This is a genomic window from Providencia sp. PROV269 (assembly GCF_028477785.1).
Classification (GTDB): domain Bacteria; phylum Pseudomonadota; class Gammaproteobacteria; order Enterobacterales; family Enterobacteriaceae; genus Providencia; species Providencia rettgeri.
The window spans coordinates 178,777-200,903 of sequence record NZ_JAMPLV010000016.1 but is presented as its reverse complement, the minus strand read 5'-3'; the positions used below and the strand labels follow the sequence as shown (position 1 = coordinate 200,903).

Annotated in this window: 16 protein-coding genes; 11 read left to right on the top strand and 5 right to left on the bottom strand. The window is 42.1% G+C overall.

All coding sequences use genetic code 11. From position 1 onward, the window contains the following. Positions 1-195: 195 nt before the first annotated feature. Entirely contained in the window at positions 196-2,637 is a 2,442-nt protein-coding gene (locus PR683_RS17035; RefSeq protein WP_004907068.1) for a bifunctional aspartate kinase/homoserine dehydrogenase II, read from the bottom strand. Positions 2,638-2,648: 11 nt separating this feature from the next. Next, positions 2,649-3,809, bottom strand: a complete 1,161-nt coding sequence (metB, locus tag PR683_RS17030; protein ID WP_109912969.1) for a cystathionine gamma-synthase — start codon at positions 3,807-3,809, stop codon at positions 2,649-2,651. 315 nt (positions 3,810-4,124) lie between these two features. Between metB and metJ the strand changes: the two genes are divergently transcribed. After that, positions 4,125-4,442 carry a met regulon transcriptional regulator MetJ gene (gene metJ, locus PR683_RS17025; RefSeq protein WP_004265315.1) on the top strand — a complete coding sequence of 106 codons (318 nt, stop codon included), beginning with the start codon at positions 4,125-4,127 and terminating at the stop codon, positions 4,440-4,442. A 263-nt stretch (positions 4,443-4,705) separates the two neighbouring features. Here the strand turns inward: metJ and rpmE are convergent, their stop codons facing one another. After that, on the bottom strand, positions 4,706-4,921 hold the full coding sequence (gene rpmE, locus PR683_RS17020; RefSeq protein WP_004265313.1) for a 50S ribosomal protein L31: 216 nt from the start codon (positions 4,919-4,921) through the stop codon (positions 4,706-4,708). A gap of 218 nt (positions 4,922-5,139) precedes the next feature. Here rpmE and priA point away from each other — a divergent pair, with 218 nt between their 5' ends. The 7 genes from priA (at position 5,140) to rraA (ending at position 13,387) form a co-directional block, all read left to right on the top strand. Next, positions 5,140-7,338, top strand: a complete 2,199-nt coding sequence (gene priA, locus PR683_RS17015; protein WP_123382725.1) for a primosomal protein N' — start codon at positions 5,140-5,142, stop codon at positions 7,336-7,338. Between the two features lie 342 nt (positions 7,339-7,680). Continuing rightward, positions 7,681-8,709 carry a DNA-binding transcriptional regulator CytR gene (cytR, locus tag PR683_RS17010; RefSeq protein ID WP_004907050.1) on the top strand — a complete coding sequence of 343 codons (1,029 nt, stop codon included), beginning with the start codon at positions 7,681-7,683 and terminating at the stop codon, positions 8,707-8,709. Positions 8,710-8,782: 73 nt separating this feature from the next. Beyond that, positions 8,783-9,589: a cell division protein FtsN gene (ftsN, locus tag PR683_RS17005; protein WP_109912967.1), complete on the top strand. Its 807-nt coding sequence runs from the start codon at positions 8,783-8,785 to the stop codon at positions 9,587-9,589. Between the two features lie 166 nt (positions 9,590-9,755). Continuing rightward, positions 9,756-10,286, top strand: a complete 531-nt coding sequence (gene hslV / locus PR683_RS17000) for an ATP-dependent protease subunit HslV (protein WP_004265304.1) — start codon at positions 9,756-9,758, stop codon at positions 10,284-10,286. An 11-nt stretch (positions 10,287-10,297) separates the two neighbouring features. Continuing rightward, complete coding sequence (hslU, locus tag PR683_RS16995; RefSeq protein ID WP_004265302.1) at positions 10,298-11,632, top strand: HslU--HslV peptidase ATPase subunit; 1,335 nt, start codon at positions 10,298-10,300, stop codon at positions 11,630-11,632. A 187-nt stretch (positions 11,633-11,819) separates the two neighbouring features. Next, a complete protein-coding gene (locus PR683_RS16990; protein WP_004907041.1) occupies positions 11,820-12,743 on the top strand; it encodes a 1,4-dihydroxy-2-naphthoate polyprenyltransferase in 924 nt (307 codons plus the stop codon). Between the two features lie 119 nt (positions 12,744-12,862). After that, a complete protein-coding gene (gene rraA / locus PR683_RS16985; protein ID WP_109912966.1) occupies positions 12,863-13,387 on the top strand; it encodes a ribonuclease E activity regulator RraA in 525 nt (174 codons plus the stop codon). Positions 13,388-13,720: 333 nt separating this feature from the next. Here rraA and zapB read toward each other — a convergent pair whose 3' ends face one another. Further along, positions 13,721-13,960 carry a cell division protein ZapB gene (gene zapB / locus PR683_RS16980; RefSeq protein WP_004265299.1) on the bottom strand — a complete coding sequence of 80 codons (240 nt, stop codon included), beginning with the start codon at positions 13,958-13,960 and terminating at the stop codon, positions 13,721-13,723. A gap of 305 nt (positions 13,961-14,265) precedes the next feature. On the opposite strand from zapB, the gene PR683_RS16975 reads away from it, so the two are divergent. From PR683_RS16975 to PR683_RS16965, 3 genes are all read left to right on the top strand, one after another. Beyond that, positions 14,266-15,126: an MIP/aquaporin family protein gene (locus tag PR683_RS16975; RefSeq protein WP_004265297.1), complete on the top strand. Its 861-nt coding sequence runs from the start codon at positions 14,266-14,268 to the stop codon at positions 15,124-15,126. A 3-nt stretch (positions 15,127-15,129) separates the two neighbouring features. After that, positions 15,130-16,656 (top strand): glycerol kinase GlpK, encoded by a 1,527-nt coding sequence (glpK, locus tag PR683_RS16970; RefSeq protein ID WP_115168153.1) that lies wholly within the window; start codon positions 15,130-15,132, stop codon positions 16,654-16,656. A 198-nt stretch (positions 16,657-16,854) separates the two neighbouring features. Further along, a complete protein-coding gene (locus PR683_RS16965; protein WP_272581917.1) occupies positions 16,855-20,667 on the top strand; it encodes a hypothetical protein in 3,813 nt (1,270 codons plus the stop codon). A 42-nt stretch (positions 20,668-20,709) separates the two neighbouring features. Here PR683_RS16965 and emrD read toward each other — a convergent pair whose 3' ends face one another. Beyond that, positions 20,710-21,894: a multidrug efflux MFS transporter EmrD gene (emrD, locus tag PR683_RS16960; RefSeq protein WP_004907030.1), complete on the bottom strand. Its 1,185-nt coding sequence runs from the start codon at positions 21,892-21,894 to the stop codon at positions 20,710-20,712. Between the last annotated feature and the right edge of the window lie 233 nt (positions 21,895-22,127).

The following is a 22,127-nucleotide window of genomic DNA, read 5'->3' as shown; positions in this document are numbered from 1 at the left end:
ATTTTTATTAATTTTTCTTATTTAAGTATTGTTTCAGCGCAATATATCGTCGATTCAGCACTTTTAAGACATGAATAATGTTTAAGAATTAAATCATTAGAATAAAAAACAGAAAATGAAGGGGTAAATTAAAAATATTCATAATGCATCGGTGCCCTCAATACCACCAAGAACACCAATACACCTGAAAAATGATTATAAAAGTTGAGAGAGCCGGTTGAGATCCGACTGAATAGCGCCAGCGGTCACATCGCGCCCGGCTCCTGGCCCACGGATCACCAATGGGTTGTCTCGATACCAACGGCTCTCGATAGCAAACACATTGTCACCCGGTAATAATGAGGCCAGCGGATGTTCCGGTTTCACGGCTTCCACACCGACTTTCGCTTTGCCTTTTACTGCATCAAACCGTGCCACATAGCGTAGCACTAACCCTAGTTCTTGCGCCGCTTCTAAACGTTGCTGCATCTGCTCATTAATAATGGCGCTATTTTCAAAGAACTCATCGAGTGAACCCGTCTGAGCCTGTTTCGGTACTAAAGATTCCACTCTCACATCATCGGGTTCGATGTCATAACCTGCTTCACGGGCTAAAATAATTAATTTTCGCATGACATCTTGCCCTGATAAATCAATGCGTGGATCTGGTTCAGTTAACCCTTGCTGCCAAGCTTGCTCTACTAGCTCGCTAAATGGGATAGAACCGTCAAACTGTAAAAATAGCCATGATAGCGTTCCAGAAAAAATACCACTGATAGCCAGGATCGAATCACCACTTTCTTTTAAGTCCCGTACCGTATAGTTAATCGGTAACCCTGCACCTACTGTTGCGTTGTATAGCCAGTGACGACCTGTTTTCGAAAACGCATCGCGTATTTGACGATATTGTGCCGTTTGCGCTGCCCCTGCAATTTTATTTGCACTGATCACATGAAAACCATAACTCGCAAAATCCACATAGTTATCTGCCAGTGTCTCACTTGCGGTGACATCTAATACCACTAAATCATCATAAGGATGGGAACGCATCCATAAAAATAGGCTATCGTCCTCATGCTCTACGGCTTCGTCATCAAAGAAAGCCAGCGCACGGCTGGGGTCAATCCCTTGGTAATTCAGCAAACTACGGCGGCTGTCTACTACACCAGCTAAGACAAAATCAAAGTCGCTACGTGCCGAAATCTTGTATTGCTCCGCAGCAAAAAGTTCTAACCAACGCGCGCCAATATTCCCTTTACCAAATAACACTAAACCAATGCGTTTTTCTGCACGGAATAAGCTCTGGTGCATCCCTTGAATTAAGTGCTCTGTTTGGTTAGAACGCAAAACAGCGACTAAGCTGATGGCATCCTCTGAATGCCAAATAAATTCAACAGGCTGCCCTTTTAATTCCTCATAAAAACGGTGGCTATGTAATGGCTTTTTACACACACCTGCACCGACTAGCGCAACCAAAGAAAAACCTTCACGTAATGATAATGACCCCGGCAACCCGGCTTCTTCAAGGGTATTTAAGGCACTTTCGACAATTTCAGAGGTATAACATAATTGCAGCAAAGAGCGGTCATGATGAATACCACGCGCCAAAGGACGCAATTGAGCACGCTTAAGTAATAAATCCACATCTTTGCAGATTTGTTTAAAATCACGGCCAGCAGCGATGCGCAATTCAATTAAGCACACATCATCATGGCTAGTCACGATTTTTGCCCCTGCTCCTGACGCAAGTACCCGTTCAATTTTTGTTGAACCCTGCTCCGGTTGATAGCTACACCTTAATTGCAAATCAATATTGCTCACGGAAACGGGTTGTAAAGTGCGTGTATGTAAAACAGGAGCCGCTAAGCGCGCCAATTCACTGGCTTCATCTAGGCGCAATAAGGGCAATAAACAGGCATCTTTCACTTTACGAGGGTCAGCGCTATATACTCCAGCGACATCACTCCAAATCGTTACTTTTCCCACATCTGCCAGTGCACCGACTTGTGTTGCGGAATAGTCACTCCCATTACGCCCAAGCAGTACCGTCTCACCTTGCTGATTACGCGAAATAAAACCTGTCACGACAATACGTCGGTTCGGTAACTGAGTTAACTGTTGTTGCAATAAATAACGCGATTGTGTTTCATCGACCTGCGGTTGTGCCGCACGCTCAGCGCGTAAAAATAAACGCGCATCTAACCAAGCACTCGTCATGCCGGCCTGTGCAAGCACCTCAGCCATAAGGCGCGCAGACCAAATTTCACCGTGCCCTACCACTTCTGCATAAGTCGCATCATTAGTCGGTTTATCCAACAACGCACTTAAACGCTCTAAATCGTGAATAAATAATTGGCTTAATTCTACGGCTTTTTGTTCCGGTAAAAGAGATTCAATTAAATCAAGTTGATAGCGGCGTAACGACTGTTGAGCTTGATGAGCCGAAATACGATCACTTTGGCTTAATTTTAACCAATTGATCAACTGATTAGTTGTACTACCCGCGGCAGAAACCACCATTAAATCACCAGGTTGACTATAGTTCGCCATAATTGCTGCAACGCGTTGATAGCACTTCGCATCGGCTAAACTACTGCCCCCAAACTTATGTAACTGACGGTGACAAGGAGCCACCTCAACCGCTGTTAGTACACTCATCAAAAACTCCGCTAACGTTGTCCCGCAACCTGAAATGCGTGATCTAAGTCTGTGATTAAATCCTGAGGATCTTCAATCCCCACTGAAATTCTTAGCAAGCTATCTGTAATCCCCGCTTGCGCACGAGCTTCTGCTGACATACCTGCATGCGTCATTGTCGCAGTATGGGAAATCAATGTTTCCACCCCACCCAATGACTCCGCCAATGTAAACAGGCTAAGTGAGCGAAGAAAATGGCGAAGTTGTGACTCATCACCTGCAAATTCAAAACTCAACATGGCGCCAAAACCTTTTTGTTGTTTCAGCGCTATTTCGTGCCCAGGATGATCTTCCAATGCAGGATAATACAATTTTTTCACTAAAGGCTGCGATTTAAGATATTTTACGATCTCTTGTGCGTTTTGCTGTTGCTGTAACACACGAGGGGATAGAGTTCGGATGCCTCTTAATAATAAGTAGCTATCAAAAGCGCCCCCAGTGACACCAATATTATTCGCCCACCACGCTAATTCTATTGCCCATTTTTCCTCTTTGGCAATCACTACACCAGCCACAATATCTGAATGACCATTAAGGTATTTTGTACATGAATGCACAACAAAGTCAGCCCCTAATGACAGTGGTTGCTGGAGGATAGGGCTTAAAAATGTATTGTCGACAACCACTAACGCGCCAACATCATGCGCTAATTGCGCAATATGCTGTATATCAAAAATTCTTAATAATGGGTTACTGGGTGTTTCAATTAAGACTAATTTAGGTTTTTTAGCGAGCGCAGCTCGTAATGCAGATTCATCACTTTGATCGACAAATTGCACTTGGTAAGCCCCACGCTGACTTTGGCTATTAAATAACCGATAACTTCCACCATAACAATCATGAGGTGCAACTAATAGATCACCGGGCTGTAAAAAAACAGTACAGAGTAAATGAAGCGCTGACATCCCACTGTTGGTCATTACTGCGCCGCTCCCCCCCTCAAGCTGTGCCAATGTTTTTTGCACAATATCGCGACCTGGATTTCCACGGCGTGAGTAGTCATGTGCGCGAGGCTCATTAAAATCAGTGAAGTTATAGGTGCTAGACAAATAAATGGGAGGCACAACACAACCAAATTGTTGGTCATCATTTAATCCATTATGAATTGCGATGGTTGACGGCTTGTAAGTCATAAACGCTTCTCCTGAACAGTGATAGGCCAAATCATACCCATCGGATGTTTAGACGTCAACATATCTAGACGTCTAAACCTCTTTACGTTTATATCAAGTAATGGAATAATCAGCCTTAATAATTATGTGTAAATTGATAGTCAATCGCATAAGTGGATTTAACTTGTTAATTTTAAACATTATTCTGTATTAAAATAAGTGAATCCTCATCGAACATATATGCAGATATTCTCGATTTAGAGCTTAGAATAAGTTCCTATTAAAAAGAATATGTATATTATTTTTAATTATTACTGAAAATATCCAAGGTAACCCATGGCTGAATGGAATGGTGAGTATGTCAGTCCGTATGCTGAACATGGCAAAAAGAGTGAGCAAGTAAAGAAAATTACAGTATCTATTCCTTTGAAGGTACTAAAAATTTTAACTGATGAGCGTACTCGCCGTCAGATCAACAACTTACGTCATGCCACTAACAGTGAATTACTGTGTGAAGCATTTTTGCATGCATTCACAGGCCAACCACTGCCAAATGATGAAGACTTGCGTAAAGAACGTAATGACGAGATCCCTGAAGCCGCAAAAGAAATCATGCGCGAATTAGGTATCGACCCTGAAACGTGGGAATATTAATCCTAATTAGTCGCCATTACGTGCCTCAAAGTTTTAACTACGTCGCAAACCTTGCGACGTAGTGCCTTTCCTTATGTTTTATTCAAGATAGCTATAACTATAATGGCGATACGCTCAAGTCTAAAGTCAAAGTACGCAGTCATGACATCATGTTTAGTGTCGTTTATCACTTCTAATTTCTTCATTTAGACATAAAAACGCTTATTTTGGGCATTAAAAAAGGGAAACTCAGTTTCCCTTTTTTTCGCATTTCACAAGTTCGATTATTTTTTAGAACCTGGGATGCTGAAACGTTGGTTGAAGCGATCAACACGACCACCAGTCGCAACATCACGCTGTTTACCAGTATAGAACGGGTGGCAGTTACCACAAACGTCCAGGTTCAGCGAGTGACCAGCAGTTGAATTAATTTTCATTACATTACCGCAAGAACAAGTTGCAGTAACTTCTTCGTATTTAGGGTGAATACCTTTTTTCATGGGAGAACCTCTATTAAGGCCGTGTCGCCATTCCAGCCCTAACGCCGGACACCACACGTCGTGTTGATTGAATTTAATATATTGGTAAAAATAAATACCAAAGGCGGCGGATCATACAGAAATTCTGTTTATCACGCAATGAAAACTGAGTAAATTTTGTGGTACTCTAGTCAACAATCGCTCGCATTATCGCATAAAAAATAGACGGAAACCCAGATATGATCGTCGTTCAGGTGGCTTTACCTGTCCCATTAAACCGCACATTTGATTATCGCCTTCCTGACAACATGCCACTGCCAGTGATTGGCAGCCGTGTTATGGTGCCGTTTGGCAAGCGTCAAGCCTTAGGTATTGTGGTAAAACACAGCGATAAAAGCGAGTTTGCTGAAGATAAATTAAAAGCTATCGAACTGGTTCTCGACCATCAAACGCTCTTCCCTGATGATATTTGGCAACTATTATTGTGGTCTTCCCAATACTATCACTACCCAATTGGCGAAGTACTATTCCACGCATTACCCACTCTATTGCGCCAAGGTAAACCTGCAGAATTTACCCCTATTTGGCAATGGCAAGTGACAGATGAAGGCTTAGCCGTTGACCTTAATGAGCTAAAACGCTCCCCAAAACAACAGCAGGCCCTCGCACTTTTACGTCGTAGACCCGTTTATCGCCATCAAGTGAATGAGCTTGAAATCAGTGAAAGCGCTCTACAAGCACTGAAAAAAAAAGATTACATTGAGTTACATCCCGTTCAACCGACGAGCGAAAAATGGCAATCAAACTTTACAGTTTGCGGTGAACGGTTGCGGCTTAATAGTGAGCAAGCCACCGCTGTCGGTGCTATACGCGCTGAAGATAACCAATTTTCGCCATGGCTGCTCGCAGGGATAACGGGGTCCGGTAAAACAGAAGTGTATCTGAGCGTATTGGAAAATGTTCTTGCTCAAGGTAAACAAGCTTTAGTTTTGGTGCCTGAAATTGGCTTGACCCCACAAACTATCAGCCGCTTTCGTGAGCGCTTCAATGCGCCTGTTGATGTTTTACACTCAGGGCTGAACGATAGCGAACGTTTAGCAGTTTGGCTACGCACCAAGCAAGGTCAAAATGCCATTATTATTGGTACACGTTCGGCACTGTTCACGCCTTTCGCCCACCTTGGCATTATTATTATTGATGAAGAGCATGACAGCTCATACAAACAACAGGATGGTTGGCGTTATCATGCACGTGATTTAGCCGTTTTTCGCGCTAAAAAGAACAATATTCCTATTGTGATGGGCACTGCGACGCCATCGTTAGAAACCTTACTAAATGTACAGCAACATAAATATCGGCAATTAAATCTCACTATTCGTGCCGGTAATGCACGCCCTGCGGCTCAACATCTTATTGACTTAAAAGGCCAGCCACTAAAATTTGGCCTTTCTCACTTATTAATTCAACATATTAAAGAACACCTTGCACAAAATAATCAGGTGATTTTATTTTTAAATCGCCGTGGTTATTCCCCAGCATTAATTTGCCATGAATGCGGATGGATTGCTGAGTGCCAGCGCTGTGACCACTATTACACCTTGCATCAAAATTTCCATCAATTACGCTGCCACCATTGTGACAGCCAGCGCCCAGTTCCTCATCAATGCCCACAATGTGGTTCAACGCATTTAGTGCCTGTTGGAATGGGAACTGAGCAACTTGAGGAAGGTATTTGTGAACTGTTCCCTGACACTCCCGTTACGCGTATTGACCGTGATACCACGAGCCGTAAAGGCGAACTGGAACAACATTTAAATCAAGTACATGAAGGAGGAGCTCGAATTCTTATTGGCACACAGATGTTAGCCAAGGGCCACCATTTCCCTGATGTCACCTTAGTCGCCTTATTAGATGTTGACGGAGCTTTGTTCTCGAGTGATTTTCGTGCAGCCGAACGGTTTGCTCAATTATACGTACAAGTTTCTGGCCGAGCAGGGCGAGCCGGTAAACAAGGTGAAGTGTTCTTACAGACCCACCATCCCGAACACCCACTGTTGCTCACACTGCTTGAAGAGGGTTACAACGCATTTACCCAAGAAGCGATGGAAGAGCGCCGAATCGCCATGCTACCGCCTTACACCAACCATATACTGATCCGCTCAGAAGATCACAATAACCAAGATTCGCGTCAATTTCTGCAAAATGTGCGGCAATATATAACTCAACACCCACAAAGTGATGCAAAAATGTGGATTTTAGGCCCCTCGCCGTCGATTCAAGCTAAACGTGGCGGCCGATTCCGCTGGCAATTGCTATTGCAACACCCTTCGCGACTTTATTTACAACAGTTTATGGCGAAACTATTGCCAGAAATTCTTCAACAACCAGAAAGCCGCAAAGTAAAATGGAATATTGATGTGGACCCAACTGATTGTTAACCCATGAACAATGTTAAAGGATTCATTTTATCTAGCCATTTAACTTTATAGGCTATAACCAATATTGTCTTTGCAGCATATTGATAACTTTGAATTATTTACCCTATAATGCTAAACAACTAAATTGAGCGCTTTTTACACACATTGAGTTTCATTTATCTTTTTACCCTTAGAATTATTTTCAAAATTTGCGAAGCAGCTCTAAAAAATGACGCAAGTCACACTTTTTATGCAAACTAGGTAACAGATATTATTGAGAAACCAATTAGAATAGCTACTAATAATGACGTACTTGCGCCATTCAAAAAAAGCAAACGATTAAATCAATCTAAGGAAGGCGTTGTGGAAAGTAAAAAACACAATAACACGGCAACGATGAAAGATGTTGCTAGTGCCGCGGGCGTTTCGACAGCGACGGTGTCAAGAACACTCATGAACCCGGAAAAAGTTTCTTTGCAAACACGCCAAAAAGTCGAACAAGCGGTGATGGATGTTGGTTATTATCCTCATAACCTTGCTAGAAGCTATAAGCGCAATGAATCAAAAACTATTCTTGTGCTTGTTCCCAATATCCGCGATCCGTTCTTTAGTGATGTCGTCTGCGGGATTGAAGAAATCGCTGCTCAAGAAGGCTATTTTGTTTTGATTGGAGACTGTAAACACCAAGAAAAACAAGAAAATGCTTTTATTAATCTCATTATTACTAAACAAATTGATGGTATGGTTTTACTGGGTTCCAATATTCCGTTCGATATCTCAACGGAAGAGCAGAAAAACCTTCCTCCGATAGTGATGGCAAATGAATTTGCGCCTGAGCTAAAACTGCCTACTGTGCATATCGATAACCTCACGGCTGCATTTAATGCGACACATTACCTGCAAAAACAAGGCCATAAACTGATTGCTTGTATTGCAGGCCCTGATCATATGCCTTTAAGTCAATACCGTTTAGAAGGTTATAAAAAAGCCATGTTGCGCACAGGCGAAAAATTGCGTGAAAATTATATTATTCGTGGCGATTTTACCCATGAAGGTGGCGCTGAAGCCGTGAAAACATTAATGTCACTTCCCGAACCACCTACTGCTATCTTTTGTCACAGTGATATCATGGCGATTGGTGCGATGTGGCAAGCGAAAAAAATGGGCTTGAAGCTCCCTGATGACCTTTCTTTTGTTGGTTTCGATAACTTAGAGCAATCAAAATACACCTTGCCAGCCCTAACAACTATTAATCAACCTCGTGCTGAAATTGGTCATCATGCGATGCAATTACTGCTTGAGCAAATCCATGGACACAATGTAAACCCGGGTTCACGTCTCCTAGATTCTGATTTAATCATCAGAGAGAGCACAAAAGCGCCTAAAAGCTAGTCAAAGTTGCTCGGGTTAAGTAACATGTTAAGCCAAATGATGACGAACAATTGATAACTAGTGAATTAATAGCGTGGCACAAAAAGATTATGTAGCTCGGGGGCGCTCATCCGCCCGTAAAAAAAGCAAAGGTAAATCAAAGAAAGCACAAGGACTACCAATGACAACATTGGTTGTTGCTGTGGCAATTGTCGTGCTATTTGTTGGCGGCCTGTTTTATATCACTCAAAATAAAAAGGACACACCGCCCCCCCAAGTTGTCACACCAACAACACCGGGAAGTACGCTTCCACCAAAGCCTGAAGAACGTTGGCGCTATATTAAAGAGCTCGAACGTCGTGGTGTGGATATGCCAAATATTCAACAACCGAGTACTGGCAATAATATTGTGCGCCCATCAGATTTAACACCTGAACAGCGCCAGCTATTAGAACAAATTGATTCTGACAGACGCCAGCCTGTCACTAACTTGCAAGAAATCCCTGCAAACGGTAAACCAGTACCGCGCTCCCAAGTGCTCATCAATGAGCCAACTCAACCTGTCGAGCCAGTACAACGTAAACCAGCGGTCAATATCCCTCCAAAACTTGAGGCTCAACCAACCGCGCCCGCAGCTCAGCCACAAACGGCACCAAGCACTAAACCGACAAACAGCTTGCAAAATATGGTTGTTCAATGTGGTTCATTCCGTACAGCAGAACAAGCCGAGTCTGTGCAAGCTACTTTGGCATTCTCAGGTATTGAAAGCCGTGTAAGCGCAGGTGGAGGTTGGCACCGTATCGTTTTAGGGCCTTATTCCAAGTCAACTGCCGAAAAAATGCGTGACCGAGCAGCAAGTGCAGGTGTTTCCGGTTGTATTCTTCGTGCTTCTGGGGGTTGAAAAATTCCTCCTTCCCCCCCATGTACTGTTTTAATGTACTCATGAGCGGTACTTTGTGGCTTCAACCTAGTTCAAGTGATAGTTAATTAGACAACTATCACTTGAATTTATTCTTTTGAAAATCACATACAACCGCATTTTTTTGTAATAAACCAGGGGCTAACTCATGACAACAATCGTAAGTGTTCGCCGTAATGGCCAGGTCGTAATTGGTGGTGATGGACAGGCGACGATGGGTAATACCGTCATGAAAGGCAATGTCCGCAAAGTTCGCCGTTTATACAACGACAAAGTCATTGCCGGATTTGCCGGTGGCACCGCAGACGCATTCACATTATTTGAACTGTTTGAGCGCAAACTCGAACTTCATCAAGGCCATTTAACTAAAGCAGCCGTTGAACTTGCTAAAGATTGGCGCACTGACCGCATGCTTCGCAAGTTAGAAGCCTTGTTAGCTGTCGCCGATGAACACACTTCACTGATCATTACGGGTAATGGTGATGTGGTTCAACCGGAAAATGACTTAATTGCTATTGGCTCCGGTGGCCCATATGCGCAATCAGCCGCACGTGCTTTGTTAGAAAATACAGACTTAAGCGCCAAAGAGATCGCTGAAAAAGCACTCGCTATTGCAGGTGATATCTGTATTTACACCAACCATAATGTCAACTTTGAAGAAATTTCTTCAAAATCATAAGGATTGCTAGTATGTCCGAAATGACTCCACGCGAAATTGTCAGCGAACTCGACAATCATATTATTGGCCAGAATAAAGCCAAACGTTCTGTTGCGATTGCTCTGCGTAACCGCTGGCGCCGTATGCAGTTAAATGAAGTGTTACGTCACGAAGTCACCCCAAAAAATATTTTGATGATTGGGCCAACAGGGGTGGGTAAAACTGAAATTGCTCGCCGCCTTGCGAAATTAGCCAACGCGCCATTTATCAAAGTCGAAGCGACTAAATTTACTGAAGTCGGCTATGTCGGTAAAGAAGTTGACTCGATTATTCGCGATTTAACTGACTCCGCCGTTAAAATGGTGCGTTTACAGTCTATTGAAAAGAATCGCTATCGTGCCGAAGAAATGGCTGAAGAGCGTATTTTGGACGTTCTTATTCCACCAGCAAAAAATAACTGGGGGCAGTCTGAACCAACGGATGAGCATTCCCCTGCTCGCCAAGCATTCCGTAAAAAATTACGTGAAGGCCAATTAGACGATAAAGAAATTGAAATTGAAGTCGCTGCATCCCCTATGGGTGTTGAAATTATGGCGCCTCCTGGCATGGAAGAGATGACGAACCAGTTACAATCCATGTTCCAAAACTTAGCAGGCCAAAAGCAGAAGCCACGTAAGATGAAAATCAAAGAGGCATTCAAACTGCTAGTTGAAGAAGAAGCGGCTAAATTAGTCAACCCTGAAGAGCTAAAAGAACAAGCGATTGAAGCAGTTGAACAAAATGGTATTGTCTTCATCGATGAGTTCGACAAAATTTGTAAACGTGGTGGCCAAAGCTCGGGGCCAGATGTCTCTCGAGAAGGGGTTCAACGCGATTTACTGCCATTAATCGAAGGCTGCACCATTTCGACTAAGCACGGCATGGTCAAAACTGACCACATTCTGTTTATCGCTTCAGGTGCGTTCCAAGTTTCGAGCCCATCAGACTTGATCCCTGAACTCCAAGGTCGCTTGCCAATTCGTGTTGAATTACAAGCGCTGACAACTGAAGATTTTGTGCGTATTTTGACGGAACCAAATGCCTCATTAACTGAACAGTATAAAGCGCTGATGGCAACAGAAGGCGTGAATATTGAATTCACGACTGACGGTATTCGTAAAATTGCGGAGTCCGCATGGCAAGTCAATGAGTCAACCGAAAACATTGGTGCTCGTCGCTTGCACACCGTGCTTGAGCGTTTAATGGAAGATATTTCTTTCGATGCCAGTGACCGTAACGGGCAAACTATCCAAATCGATGCAGACTATGTCAGACAGCACTTAGATGAGCTGGTGGCGGATGAAGACCTGAGTAGATTTATTTTATAATCTTATTAATTATCTGGTTTTCATGTATCCTTAATATACATCGACTAAAGTGCAGCTTTTATCGCTGCACTTTTTTCTATTAAATATTCTGCCCATTACATTGAAAATACTCAGGTATCTCTCTATATGATGGGCAATTAAATTATTAAGAACACATCTCTAAAGAGTTTGAATTATAGGTAACTGCATGCAGTCGACATCCACAACAATAAGTCGTAAACAAGCTTGGATTGAAAGTCTCCGCCCTAAAACCCTACCTTTAGGGGTGATTGCGATTGTGACAGGCTCTGCACTCGCTTATTTAACTAATAATTTTAAATGGCCCGTCGCTTTATTAGCACTCATCACGGCGGGTTTATTACAGATTTTATCTAACCTTGCGAATGACTATGGTGACGCAGTCAAAGGCTCTGATACAGCAGAACGTATTGGTCCATTACGTGGTATGCAAAAAGGTGTTATCACGCAAGCGGACATGAAAAAGGCGCTCAAGCTAAATATTACAGCGGCCTGCCTTTCTGGCTTACTATTAATTATTGTCGCATGTGAAAAGCCAGAGGATGCCATTGGTTTCGTCGCATTAGGCCTTATTGCTATCGTTGCTGCAATTACCTATACCGTTGGCAAAAAACCCTATGGGTACCTAGGGTTAGGGGATATTTCTGTCTTAATTTTCTTTGGCTGGCTAAGTGTTATTGGGACTTATTATTTACAAGCTAATAGTTTTAATATCATCACTGTCCTGCCCGCAACTGCCTGTGGGTTGCTCTCTGTCGCAGTACTGAATATCAATAATATGCGTGATATCGAAAATGATATTAAAGCAGGTAAAAACACCTTAGCGGTACGTTTAGGTCCCCAAGGAGCTCGAATTTATCACACCATTATTATTGTTGCGGCAATTTTATGTTTGGCATTTTTTAACCTAATTTACTTGCACGGGTGGAGTGGTTGGTTATTTTTATTAGCCGTACCGATGCTAATGAACCATTTACGCCGCGTTCTGAGTGACCCTACCCCAGAAGGCATGCGTCCTTTACTCGAAAATATGGTGAAAGCTGCACTCGTGACCAACGTTTTATTCTCCATTGGCGTTGTAATGAGCAAATAACAGTCACTATTTGTCGTTTTTTTGACTTTTTCCGCCTATTTTTAGGCGGCTAACTTTGCCAAGTACTGTTGAAAAGGGATATACTGGCTACCTCTTGCAGCAAAAAAGACCTAACTCCTATGAAATATGATACTTCCGAACTCTGCGATATTTACCAAGAAAGCGTTAATGTGGTAGAACCCCTTTTCTCCAACTTTGGTGGACGTACTTCATTTGGCGGTCAAATCATTACAGTTAAGTGCTTTGAAGATAATGGCCTACTGTATGATTTGCTGGAAGAAGACGGCACTGGGCGCATTCTACTGGTTGACGGTGGCGGGTCTGTCCGTAAGGCACTCATTGATGCTGAAATTGCAAGACTCGCCGTTGATAACCACTGGGAAGGCATTGTGGTTTATGGTGCCGTCCGTCAGGTGGATGCACTAATGGAGCTTGACCTCGGTATTCAAGCTATTGCGGCGATGCCTGCAGGTTGCCCAGATGAAGGCATCGGTGAAAGTGATATCCGCGTTAATTTCGGCGGCGTCACTTTCTTCTCAGGTGATTACCTTTATGCCGATAACACTGGCATTATTCTTTCTGAAGAGCCATTAATCCCGTCTGAGACCGACGATTTTATCGAAGATGACAATATCGACGCGTAATCCGTTAAAAATTCTATAAATAAGGGCTGCAAATTATTGCAGCCCTTATTTTTATACTCTAGAACATGGGGTGTGATGAAGATTTCTCTAAATAATTCGTGTTGTAGGTAGGCGGCAAAGTCGATAAGACCCTAGGAGCATACATAAGTATGTGACTAGGGCGAAGAGACAAAGCCAACACCCCTGCAATGTGAGGCATAACAAAGATTTCTCTAAATAATTCGTGTTGTAGGTAGGCGGCAAAGTCGATAAGACCCTAGGAGCATACACAAGTATGTGACTAGGGCGAAGAGACGAAGCCAACACCCCTACAACGCGAAGTATGACGAGAAATTACACTTCTTCCATCTTACCTAGCAGAGTCCGTAAACGCTCTTGCCAAGCTTGCTGCTCTTGTTTTAATTGTTCATTTTCACGCACCAGTGAATCCGTACCTGACTTTGCTGTTTCCAACTCTTGGCTTAGTGCACCATTTTTATCTTTTAATTCATCGATTTCCATTTGTAACAGTGTGATTGTATCAATCGCTTGTTGGACTTTGGATTCTAGTTTTTCAAATACTTCAAATGACATAATTCTGGTCTCCCTTATCAGCTTTTACACGATTGTAAGTAGCATGATCCTCTGTGTCCAGTTCCTTCCTTCTGAATCGTAATAACCTTCATAAAAAAACACTGGTCAGATCACATTACAAAGGTCGAATTCATCACTATTTTTGATTGTTTTGTTTCGCTTTAGTGATGCAACACACATTTTTCAATTTCGATATTTCTCGTTTATGTTCTTTAACGATAAATTCACAGTTAATGATTTTCGATTAGAAAATCTTAACTTAAAAAAACATTACAATATTTTTCATTTTCGTAGGATAGAAACATATGAGCCAAATGACGACTACATCACTCACAGGTCAGTGCATCTCAGAGTTTTTAGGGACTGCGCTACTGGTATTTTTTGGTCTAGGCTGTGTTGCTGCCGTTAGAATAGCTGGCGCACAACTAGGTTTATGGGAAATAAGTATTATCTGGGGCTTCGGCGTTGCTTTAGCCGTTTACCTAACAGCGGGTACTTCCGGTGCTCACTTAAACCCAGCCGTTACTCTCGCATTATGGCTATTTGCGTGTTTTGATAAACGCAAAGTCGTCCCTTATATCATCGCACAGATGCTAGGAGGCTTCTTTGCTGCCGCCTTAGTTTACTCAATGTATTCCCCTGTATTTTTCGATTACGACCAAGTCCACCATATCATTAGAGGCTCACAAGAAAGCTTATTCACTGCTGGTGTTTTCTCAACCTACCCTGCACCACAAATTAGTGTTCCTCATGCATTCTTTATTGAGGTCATTATTGCTGCCATTCTTGTTTGCTTAATACTCGCCCTAACCGATGATGGCAATGGTGTCCCTCGTGGCCCACTTGCTCCATTATTAATTGGTATTTTGATTGCCGTCATCGGCGGGTCATTTGGCGCACTCACAGGATTTGCACTCAACCCAGCTCGTGACTTCGGTCCAAAGGTTGTCGCTTATCTCGCTGGTTGGGGTGATATCGCTCTCACCGGTGGCCGCGATATTCCCTATTTTCTCGTCCCATTGACAGCACCTATTGTTGGTGGTCTGCTAGGCGCATTCGCCTATCGCAAACTAATTGGTCGCCACTTACCTTGCATGGTATGTGAAGAAGAGACCAAAACAGAAAAATTATCCGTTAAAAACACCAAATCCTCGGAACAGGCTTAAATTATGACAACTGAAACCACTATTGCGAAAAAGTATATTGTTGCACTCGACCAAGGCACAACCAGCTCACGTGCTGTTGTACTCGACCATGATGCAAATATTGTCAGTATTTCACAACGTGAATTCACCCAAATTTATCCTAAACCAGGCTGGGTAGAACACGACCCAATGGAAATATGGGCATCACAAAGCTCAACACTTGTGGAAGTTCTCGCTAAAGCAGATATTCGTACCGATGAAGTCGCTGGGATTGGGATCACTAACCAACGTGAAACTACCATCGTATGGGAAAAAGCCACTGGTAAGCCCGTTTATAATGCGATTGTGTGGCAATGTCGCCGCACTGCTGATTTTTGTACGCATTTAAAACAAAATGACCGTGATCTAGAGGAATACATTCGCCAAAATACCGGCCTGGTTGTTGACCCCTATTTCTCCGGTACCAAAGTAAAATGGATTTTAGATCATGTTGAAGGTGCACGTGAACGTGCCGAGAAAGGAGAATTACTATTTGGGACTGTCGATACTTGGCTCGTTTGGAAAATGACACAAGGGCGTGTTCATGTCACCGACTACACCAATGCTTCCCGAACCATGTTGTTCAATATCCGCAACCTTGAATGGGATGATAAAATCCTCAAAGCGCTGAATATTCCACGTGCAATGCTCCCAGAAGTGCGCCCTTCTTCGGAAGTCTACGGGCAAACCAATATTGGGGGGAAAGGCGGAACACGTATTCCAATTTCAGGGATGGCAGGAGACCAACAAGCCGCACTTTATGGCCAACTGTGTGTTAAATCAGGGATGGCAAAAAATACCTATGGCACCGGCTGTTTCTTACTTCTGAACACGGGCGAAACTGCAGTACGTTCAAATCATGGTCTACTGACAACTATCGCGTGCGGCCCAAAAGGCGAAGTCAATTATGCCCTTGAAGGTGCAGTATTCGTCGGCGGTGCGTCTATTCAGTGGCTACGTGATGAATTGAAACTTATCGATGAAGCGACGGACTCTGAATATTTCGCCACTAAAGTAAAAGACAGTAATGGCGTGTATGTTGTTCCTGCCTTTACAGGTTTAGGTGCTCCATATTGGGACCCGTATGCACGCGGAGCAATCTTTGGCTTAACCCGTGGCGCAAACCGCAACCATATTATCCGCGCAACATTAGAATCTATCGCTTATCAAACCCGTGATGTACTTGATGCCATGCAAGCAGACTCTGGTGAACGCTTAAAAGCACTGCGCGTTGATGGGGGCGCTGTCGCTAATAATTTCTTAATGCAATTCCAATCAGATATTTTAGGTACCCCTGTCGAGCGCCCTGAAGTGCGAGAAAGCACCGCACTGGGTGCAGCCTACCTTGCTGGTTTAGCGGTTGGTTTTTGGAGTAACCTTGATGAGTTACAAAGTAAAGCCACCATTGAGCGCGTATTCAAACCGGGTATTGAAACAACAGAACGTAATTTCAAATACGAAGGGTGGAAAAAAGCGGTTGCCCGTGCTCAAGAATGGGAAGATCGCGGTTAATTTTTAATTCAAAACAAATCGCTCAAAGGCAGCACTGAAGTGCTGCCTTTCTTTTTCATAAAACTAATTAACTAATAAATATAAAATCAATAATCAGATTAATAATAAATTAGAAGAACAATAAATATTTATTTAAAGTTATCTAGTAAGAGGAAAATTACCTATTGATATTTTAAGAAATAAATAAAGGACACGGTTATGGAAAACCGATACGAAGAACAAAATAAACCCATTTCATCCATTAAAAACCAATATGATAGCAATATTAAACAACAACCATTAAAAATTGGCTTATACGCAAATAAAGGTAGGGTCGTAGTTATTGATAATAACTCACCATTATTAAAAAACTTAAGCCTTGACCCTACGTTTTCAAAAGAGGGCAAAGCCGCTCATGAGCTATTTAGCTGGCTTATAAATAAGCCACGAATTATAGGAGAAACTAAAAAAAGCTACATTGCTAGCACGTTACCAGAGTCTCAATTTTCTGGTTTCAAGTTCCATTCCAAGCAAGGCATATTTGTAGAAAGCTTTAATTCACCCCATGAATGGATCGACGGAGAAGTTAGAGCACAGGCCCAGCTCGCTGATTTATTGCTGCCAAGTGGGGAATGGCATCGCCATTATAGTATCGTAGTCTTGCCCGAAAGTGCCAATGATAAACAAATCGAACTCATTCGCCATTGGTTGGAGCTCACAGGAGGTAGTTTATTGATAGTAAAAGATAAACAAAAAAAAATATCAGCTTCTACTCAACAATTAATTAATGAACTTCGCCCAGTAGAGCACATTGAGCTAGCCAGCAATACCTTAGAAAATCACAACTTCCAACAAATTATTACCCTACCACCCCACACAATAAGCTCATTGAAGCTAACAGATGAATTACGAAAAAACAGTCAATATTTTTCAGTATCCATAAAAAACACCAATAATAACAATATATTATCCTTACATGACATCCCAATTACAGAAACATCATCTTGGCAAAAGATTGCCCATTCAATCGAAACCGATGTTAATAGAATGATGGTAGAACACCAGCTTCCTGCGGTTAAAATCAGCTATGAAAAGAATACCTTAAAACTTGTTGGGGAGAATATCATTTTTCGCCAATTTCAATTGAAACAAACAAAACAAGTAACCTCCCGATATAATGAGCAAAAGCAGATTCCTCAAATCCTACCTATTTTAGTAACAGAAAACCCGGATGAGCTGCCAAATCAGCTGGTCGTAGGCGCTATAACAGGAAAACTACCCAATATCCCTCATATTAAGGGTTACAAAATCCTTGAGCAGCCCAAATTTGGTCGATTAACGTTAAATAATATTACCAATGAGTGGCAATATATTGCCAATAACGCAAAATTTAAAACCCAGTCAGATCAGTTTGATTTTATCGCCATACTGCCTAATGGGCAGGAATCTCAGCCTATTTCAATTCAGCTACAGACCGAAAATGCACCACAACATCGTATTCCAGGGAAACGTATATTTTCCGTTCAAAACCCAGTTTATCATGAACCTCAACGGCGTTATCACCCCACACCAAGCGATATGCAAATCCATAATATTCAACTAGCGCAAACTCACCTGCAGAATATGACAGATAAGCATATGAGCTTAACGGCTAATCGCTGGGCATTATTGAATTTAGAAATAACAAGTATAAACGCAGCGAAATCCCCCGATATTGAGGCGATTATCAGTAATAAAGAAAGAAAAATATTAGGCCGAATAAGACTTACAGGGCCAGACCATTTACCCAAAATATTGACAGCACTTCCCCGCCAGCCCAATGTCTCCGCACAAGATTGGCATCAGCAACGCTTTACCGCCCCGCTAAAAGGTGAGTGGATACAACCGGATATCAACATCATTATCACTGTTAATGGCAAACCTATTATCACAGAGGAAACTAACCAGTATGGTGTATTTTCACCCAATGTCACCCTTGATAACCACTTAATTGTTCATGTTGATAGCCACAGTTTATACCAACAAGGGCATGGTGTTTATTCATCATCACCACTAAGTTGGGGAAAAGAAGCTGCAACAATCTTACCGATCGGGCAGTTCACACTGTATAGCTCTCCTGCCACAGTAAGTCACCCTAGCTTAACGCCATATATGACTGGCACCAATAATAACGCCATTCCGTTTATTCATCCTCATTATGATAACCCTAAAGAAATTGGCAATCACACTAACGCACAAGTTCATTGGGCTTACAATAATAGCCAACAATATAAAATTGCTAACAATGCTAATTCTGACTATCAATATACTGCGATTGAAATTTTTTCCTCAAGCTTCAATAACTTGCTATTAGGGCAAGCGTCCCGCAATCATGGAGGTGGGGTTCATGAACCTAACGTGATGTTCCATGAGGCTTTTGGTCATGGCCTTGGCTTGCCGCATACCAATTCGCAAGATCATAATAATCAGCCAGCATACCCTTACCACCCCTATGACCACGGTAAAAAACCAGCTTATAACCAATCTAGACAATATTACGTTACTTATCACTCTCCCCATACTTTTCGAAAACAAGCTATCCCAACGATGCTCTCTTATTTTGTTCCTTTTAGCAGTGATGCCTATGATGCGTTTTTACCGCACGCAGATGCCTACAACCAAAAAATTCACCAATTTTTAAATGACAGAGTACGCTGGCAGACCAATAAAACGAAAGGGCTGGATATTGAAGATGGAGGATTTGCTGGGGATGGTTTTTATCAGCGCTGGGATCAAATCAGAAAACAATGGGTCATACTAACTCAACAGAATTACTCAAAATATTATCACCGGATACAAATTGAGCAATTTCCTCATCAACGCGATGTACCAATTTATTGGATACAACCCCAGTCGGCTAAAATGGCGGATAATACCCTTCACCCTTATAGTACGATCACCGTTAACCGTACGGTGGGGAGCTTACCTGCGAATTACCACAATCTAAAAACCGGGACTGGCCGCCAATTTTACATTTATCATAATTATGCTTTAACAGTAACTTATGCCACGCCAAATGGTTTATTAACCGAAGTCTTACAAATTCCACACGAAACGAGTTTTAATATTGCAGATAAAGGTGAATTGGTACAATTCACCATACATGAATTGAACCACAAAAAAGAGCTTGGACAGCTGACTTCCCGCTATAGTAACCCGAATTCTTTAGCTAATCGCCTATTAGCAAAAAGGGATGGATACACATTACCACCCCATCTACTTCTCGATAATTATTGGCAAGGTGCCCCTATCTTCTGGGCTGCAACAGAGGAAGGTGTCGTTGATTTCTCTACGGGTAAAATTAATATCGACAAAATTACATCAAAAAGCGCACTCTGCGCCAAATGGGTAGAAAATGGTCGCCTACACCAACAATACTTTTCATTATCAGATCCCTTTGGGCAAGACAGGCAAGTTGATACATCAATGAACTTTATTGCTCTTAATCACCTTAATACCTACAAAACTGGCTATTTATCGGCAAATACGATCCACCACCAAATGATAGAAACACCATTAATCGCAGATATAAATATTGAGCAGCAGATTGATATTAGTGATTTAAACTTATCTAATGGCCAACACTCTTTTTGGGTGACACTGGTGACAAGTAATGAGCAAAAACAAATCCAAGAAAAAGTACCTGTAGAGAGCTGGTATTTTTCAGTACAACAAAATCAATTAACCATAAAAGGAACGATAGACAGCACTCCTGGGTTAAAACTGGATGGAATACTTATTCATATTGACCAGCACTTGCAAGACCATGTTGCACCGAAGTTGATTTGGCTTCAACAAAACAATCAAAACCCAACCGGACAATTAGCAGAAAATATTGAGTTTCTAGATTACAACCGACCAGTAGTATTTAATTCAGGAAGTGTTTTGCCAGAACTCATATCATCAATACCAGAAGAAGAACCTAGTTCCTTTTATTCACCGACAATGTCAATTCCACAGCACAAGCAAGCTGATATACTGCTAAGTGCGTAATCTGAAAGTCAGGCTGTGTTTTACAGCCTGACTTTCTCACAATTAAACCATACGCTCTGAATGATTCATACGTTTTGCTAAAGGCAACCAACACAATAATATGAGCGTTGACATTAAAAACATCAGTAACCCAAGGCTAAACTGCCCGTTCTGCGGTAATAATGCCGAAACCCAAGTGGCAACACCTGAACCTATATTTTGCAAGCCACCCACTAATGCTCCTGCCGCCCCTGCTAAATAAGGGAAGGGCTCCATCGCACCTGTCGTTGCTAAGGGAAATAACATCCCCGCACCAAAGAAAAATACCGCTGCAGGTACTAACAGTGTCCAGGTATTCATAATCCCAAACCAACCTGGAATCCACATCATAAAGCCTGCCAATAGACAAATAAGAACGGAGTGCCACATCAAATTATAAAAGGTTTTTCCTTCTCGCCCCGCATACCAAGCACCAAAGAAAGCAGCAGGAATAGGCAATATAAATAAAATACTCACAGTAATACTATTGAGCCCTAAAACACCGCCCATTAATACACCACTACTGGCTTCAAATACGGCTATCCCAGCTAACGCGCCGACTAACATGGATAAATAAGATAGAAATGAACCGCTTGATAATAATTCCCGATATGACGCAATCATTTTATGTTTTTCAGGTGAAACAGGACGCGTTTCGGGTAACCAACGATACATGCTTAATAATACAGAAGCACCTAGGATAAACAGGAAAATATAACAAGCATGCCACCCCCAGAAATGCGCCAATATTCCACCGAACATTGGGGCTAATAATGGGCTCACTAATATACCCATATTTAATAAACTATTTGCATAACGTAAGGCAGTGCCTTTATACAGATCACGAGGCATGGTTCTTGCCATCACACCTGCAACACCCGTTCCGAGGCCCTGCAACCCACTCGCTATAGTGAGTATATTTAATGTTGGCGCAAAAATCGCCACAATCGTTGAAAATAAGAAAATCGTTAAACCCGTTAAAATAACAGGTCTGCGACCAATTCGGTCAGATAACGGCCCATAAACTAACTGTGAAAAACCATAAGAAAATAAATAAGCCGCCATTACTTGTTGAACGGCACCTGAAGGCTCATTAAAATAAGTGGCAATTTCAGCAATGACAGGAACATAAATAGTTTGTGTCATTTGACCGACCGCTGCCAATGCAATTAGCATTAATAGCAAATTAAAGTGTTCCAGCTTTCTCATTTTTCTCTCAGATACATCCAATAATTCAAATACACCCTATTTTCAGACACAAAATAACGCTGCATTATCTCAATGTAATAACGCAAAATTATTTAGGTGCTTAATTATCAATATAAAATACCGCTCCACGCTTTGATGTCATTTTAAATAAGCTTTTGTGTCATTTAAAATAAATGGCAAATAGTGCGTTTCGCTTGAGTGTGACTAAGATAACAAAAGCCGTCATCTTTTCG

What these genes read in the sequence shown, in the direction of transcription:
- priA (WP_123382725.1), top strand. Translation starts at nt 5,140, where the DNA reads ATGATCGTCGTTCAGGTGGCTTTACCTGTCCCATTAAACCGCACATTT.
- PR683_RS17035 (WP_004907068.1), bottom strand. Translation starts at nt 2,637, where the DNA reads ATGAGTGTACTAACAGCGGTTGAGGTGGCTCCTTGTCACCGTCAGTTA.
- PR683_RS16990 (WP_004907041.1), top strand. Translation starts at nt 11,820, where the DNA reads ATGCAGTCGACATCCACAACAATAAGTCGTAAACAAGCTTGGATTGAA.
- zapB (WP_004265299.1), bottom strand. Translation starts at nt 13,960, where the DNA reads ATGTCATTTGAAGTATTTGAAAAACTAGAATCCAAAGTCCAACAAGCG.
- PR683_RS16965 (WP_272581917.1), top strand. Translation starts at nt 16,855, where the DNA reads ATGGAAAACCGATACGAAGAACAAAATAAACCCATTTCATCCATTAAA.
- hslV (WP_004265304.1), top strand. Translation starts at nt 9,756, where the DNA reads ATGACAACAATCGTAAGTGTTCGCCGTAATGGCCAGGTCGTAATTGGT.
- rraA (WP_109912966.1), top strand. Translation starts at nt 12,863, where the DNA reads ATGAAATATGATACTTCCGAACTCTGCGATATTTACCAAGAAAGCGTT.
- metJ (WP_004265315.1), top strand. Translation starts at nt 4,125, where the DNA reads ATGGCTGAATGGAATGGTGAGTATGTCAGTCCGTATGCTGAACATGGC.
- emrD (WP_004907030.1), bottom strand. Translation starts at nt 21,894, where the DNA reads ATGAGAAAGCTGGAACACTTTAATTTGCTATTAATGCTAATTGCATTG.
- metB (WP_109912969.1), bottom strand. Translation starts at nt 3,809, where the DNA reads ATGACTTACAAGCCGTCAACCATCGCAATTCATAATGGATTAAATGAT.
- PR683_RS16975 (WP_004265297.1), top strand. Translation starts at nt 14,266, where the DNA reads ATGAGCCAAATGACGACTACATCACTCACAGGTCAGTGCATCTCAGAG.
- glpK (WP_115168153.1), top strand. Translation starts at nt 15,130, where the DNA reads ATGACAACTGAAACCACTATTGCGAAAAAGTATATTGTTGCACTCGAC.
- hslU (WP_004265302.1), top strand. Translation starts at nt 10,298, where the DNA reads ATGTCCGAAATGACTCCACGCGAAATTGTCAGCGAACTCGACAATCAT.
- rpmE (WP_004265313.1), bottom strand. Translation starts at nt 4,921, where the DNA reads ATGAAAAAAGGTATTCACCCTAAATACGAAGAAGTTACTGCAACTTGT.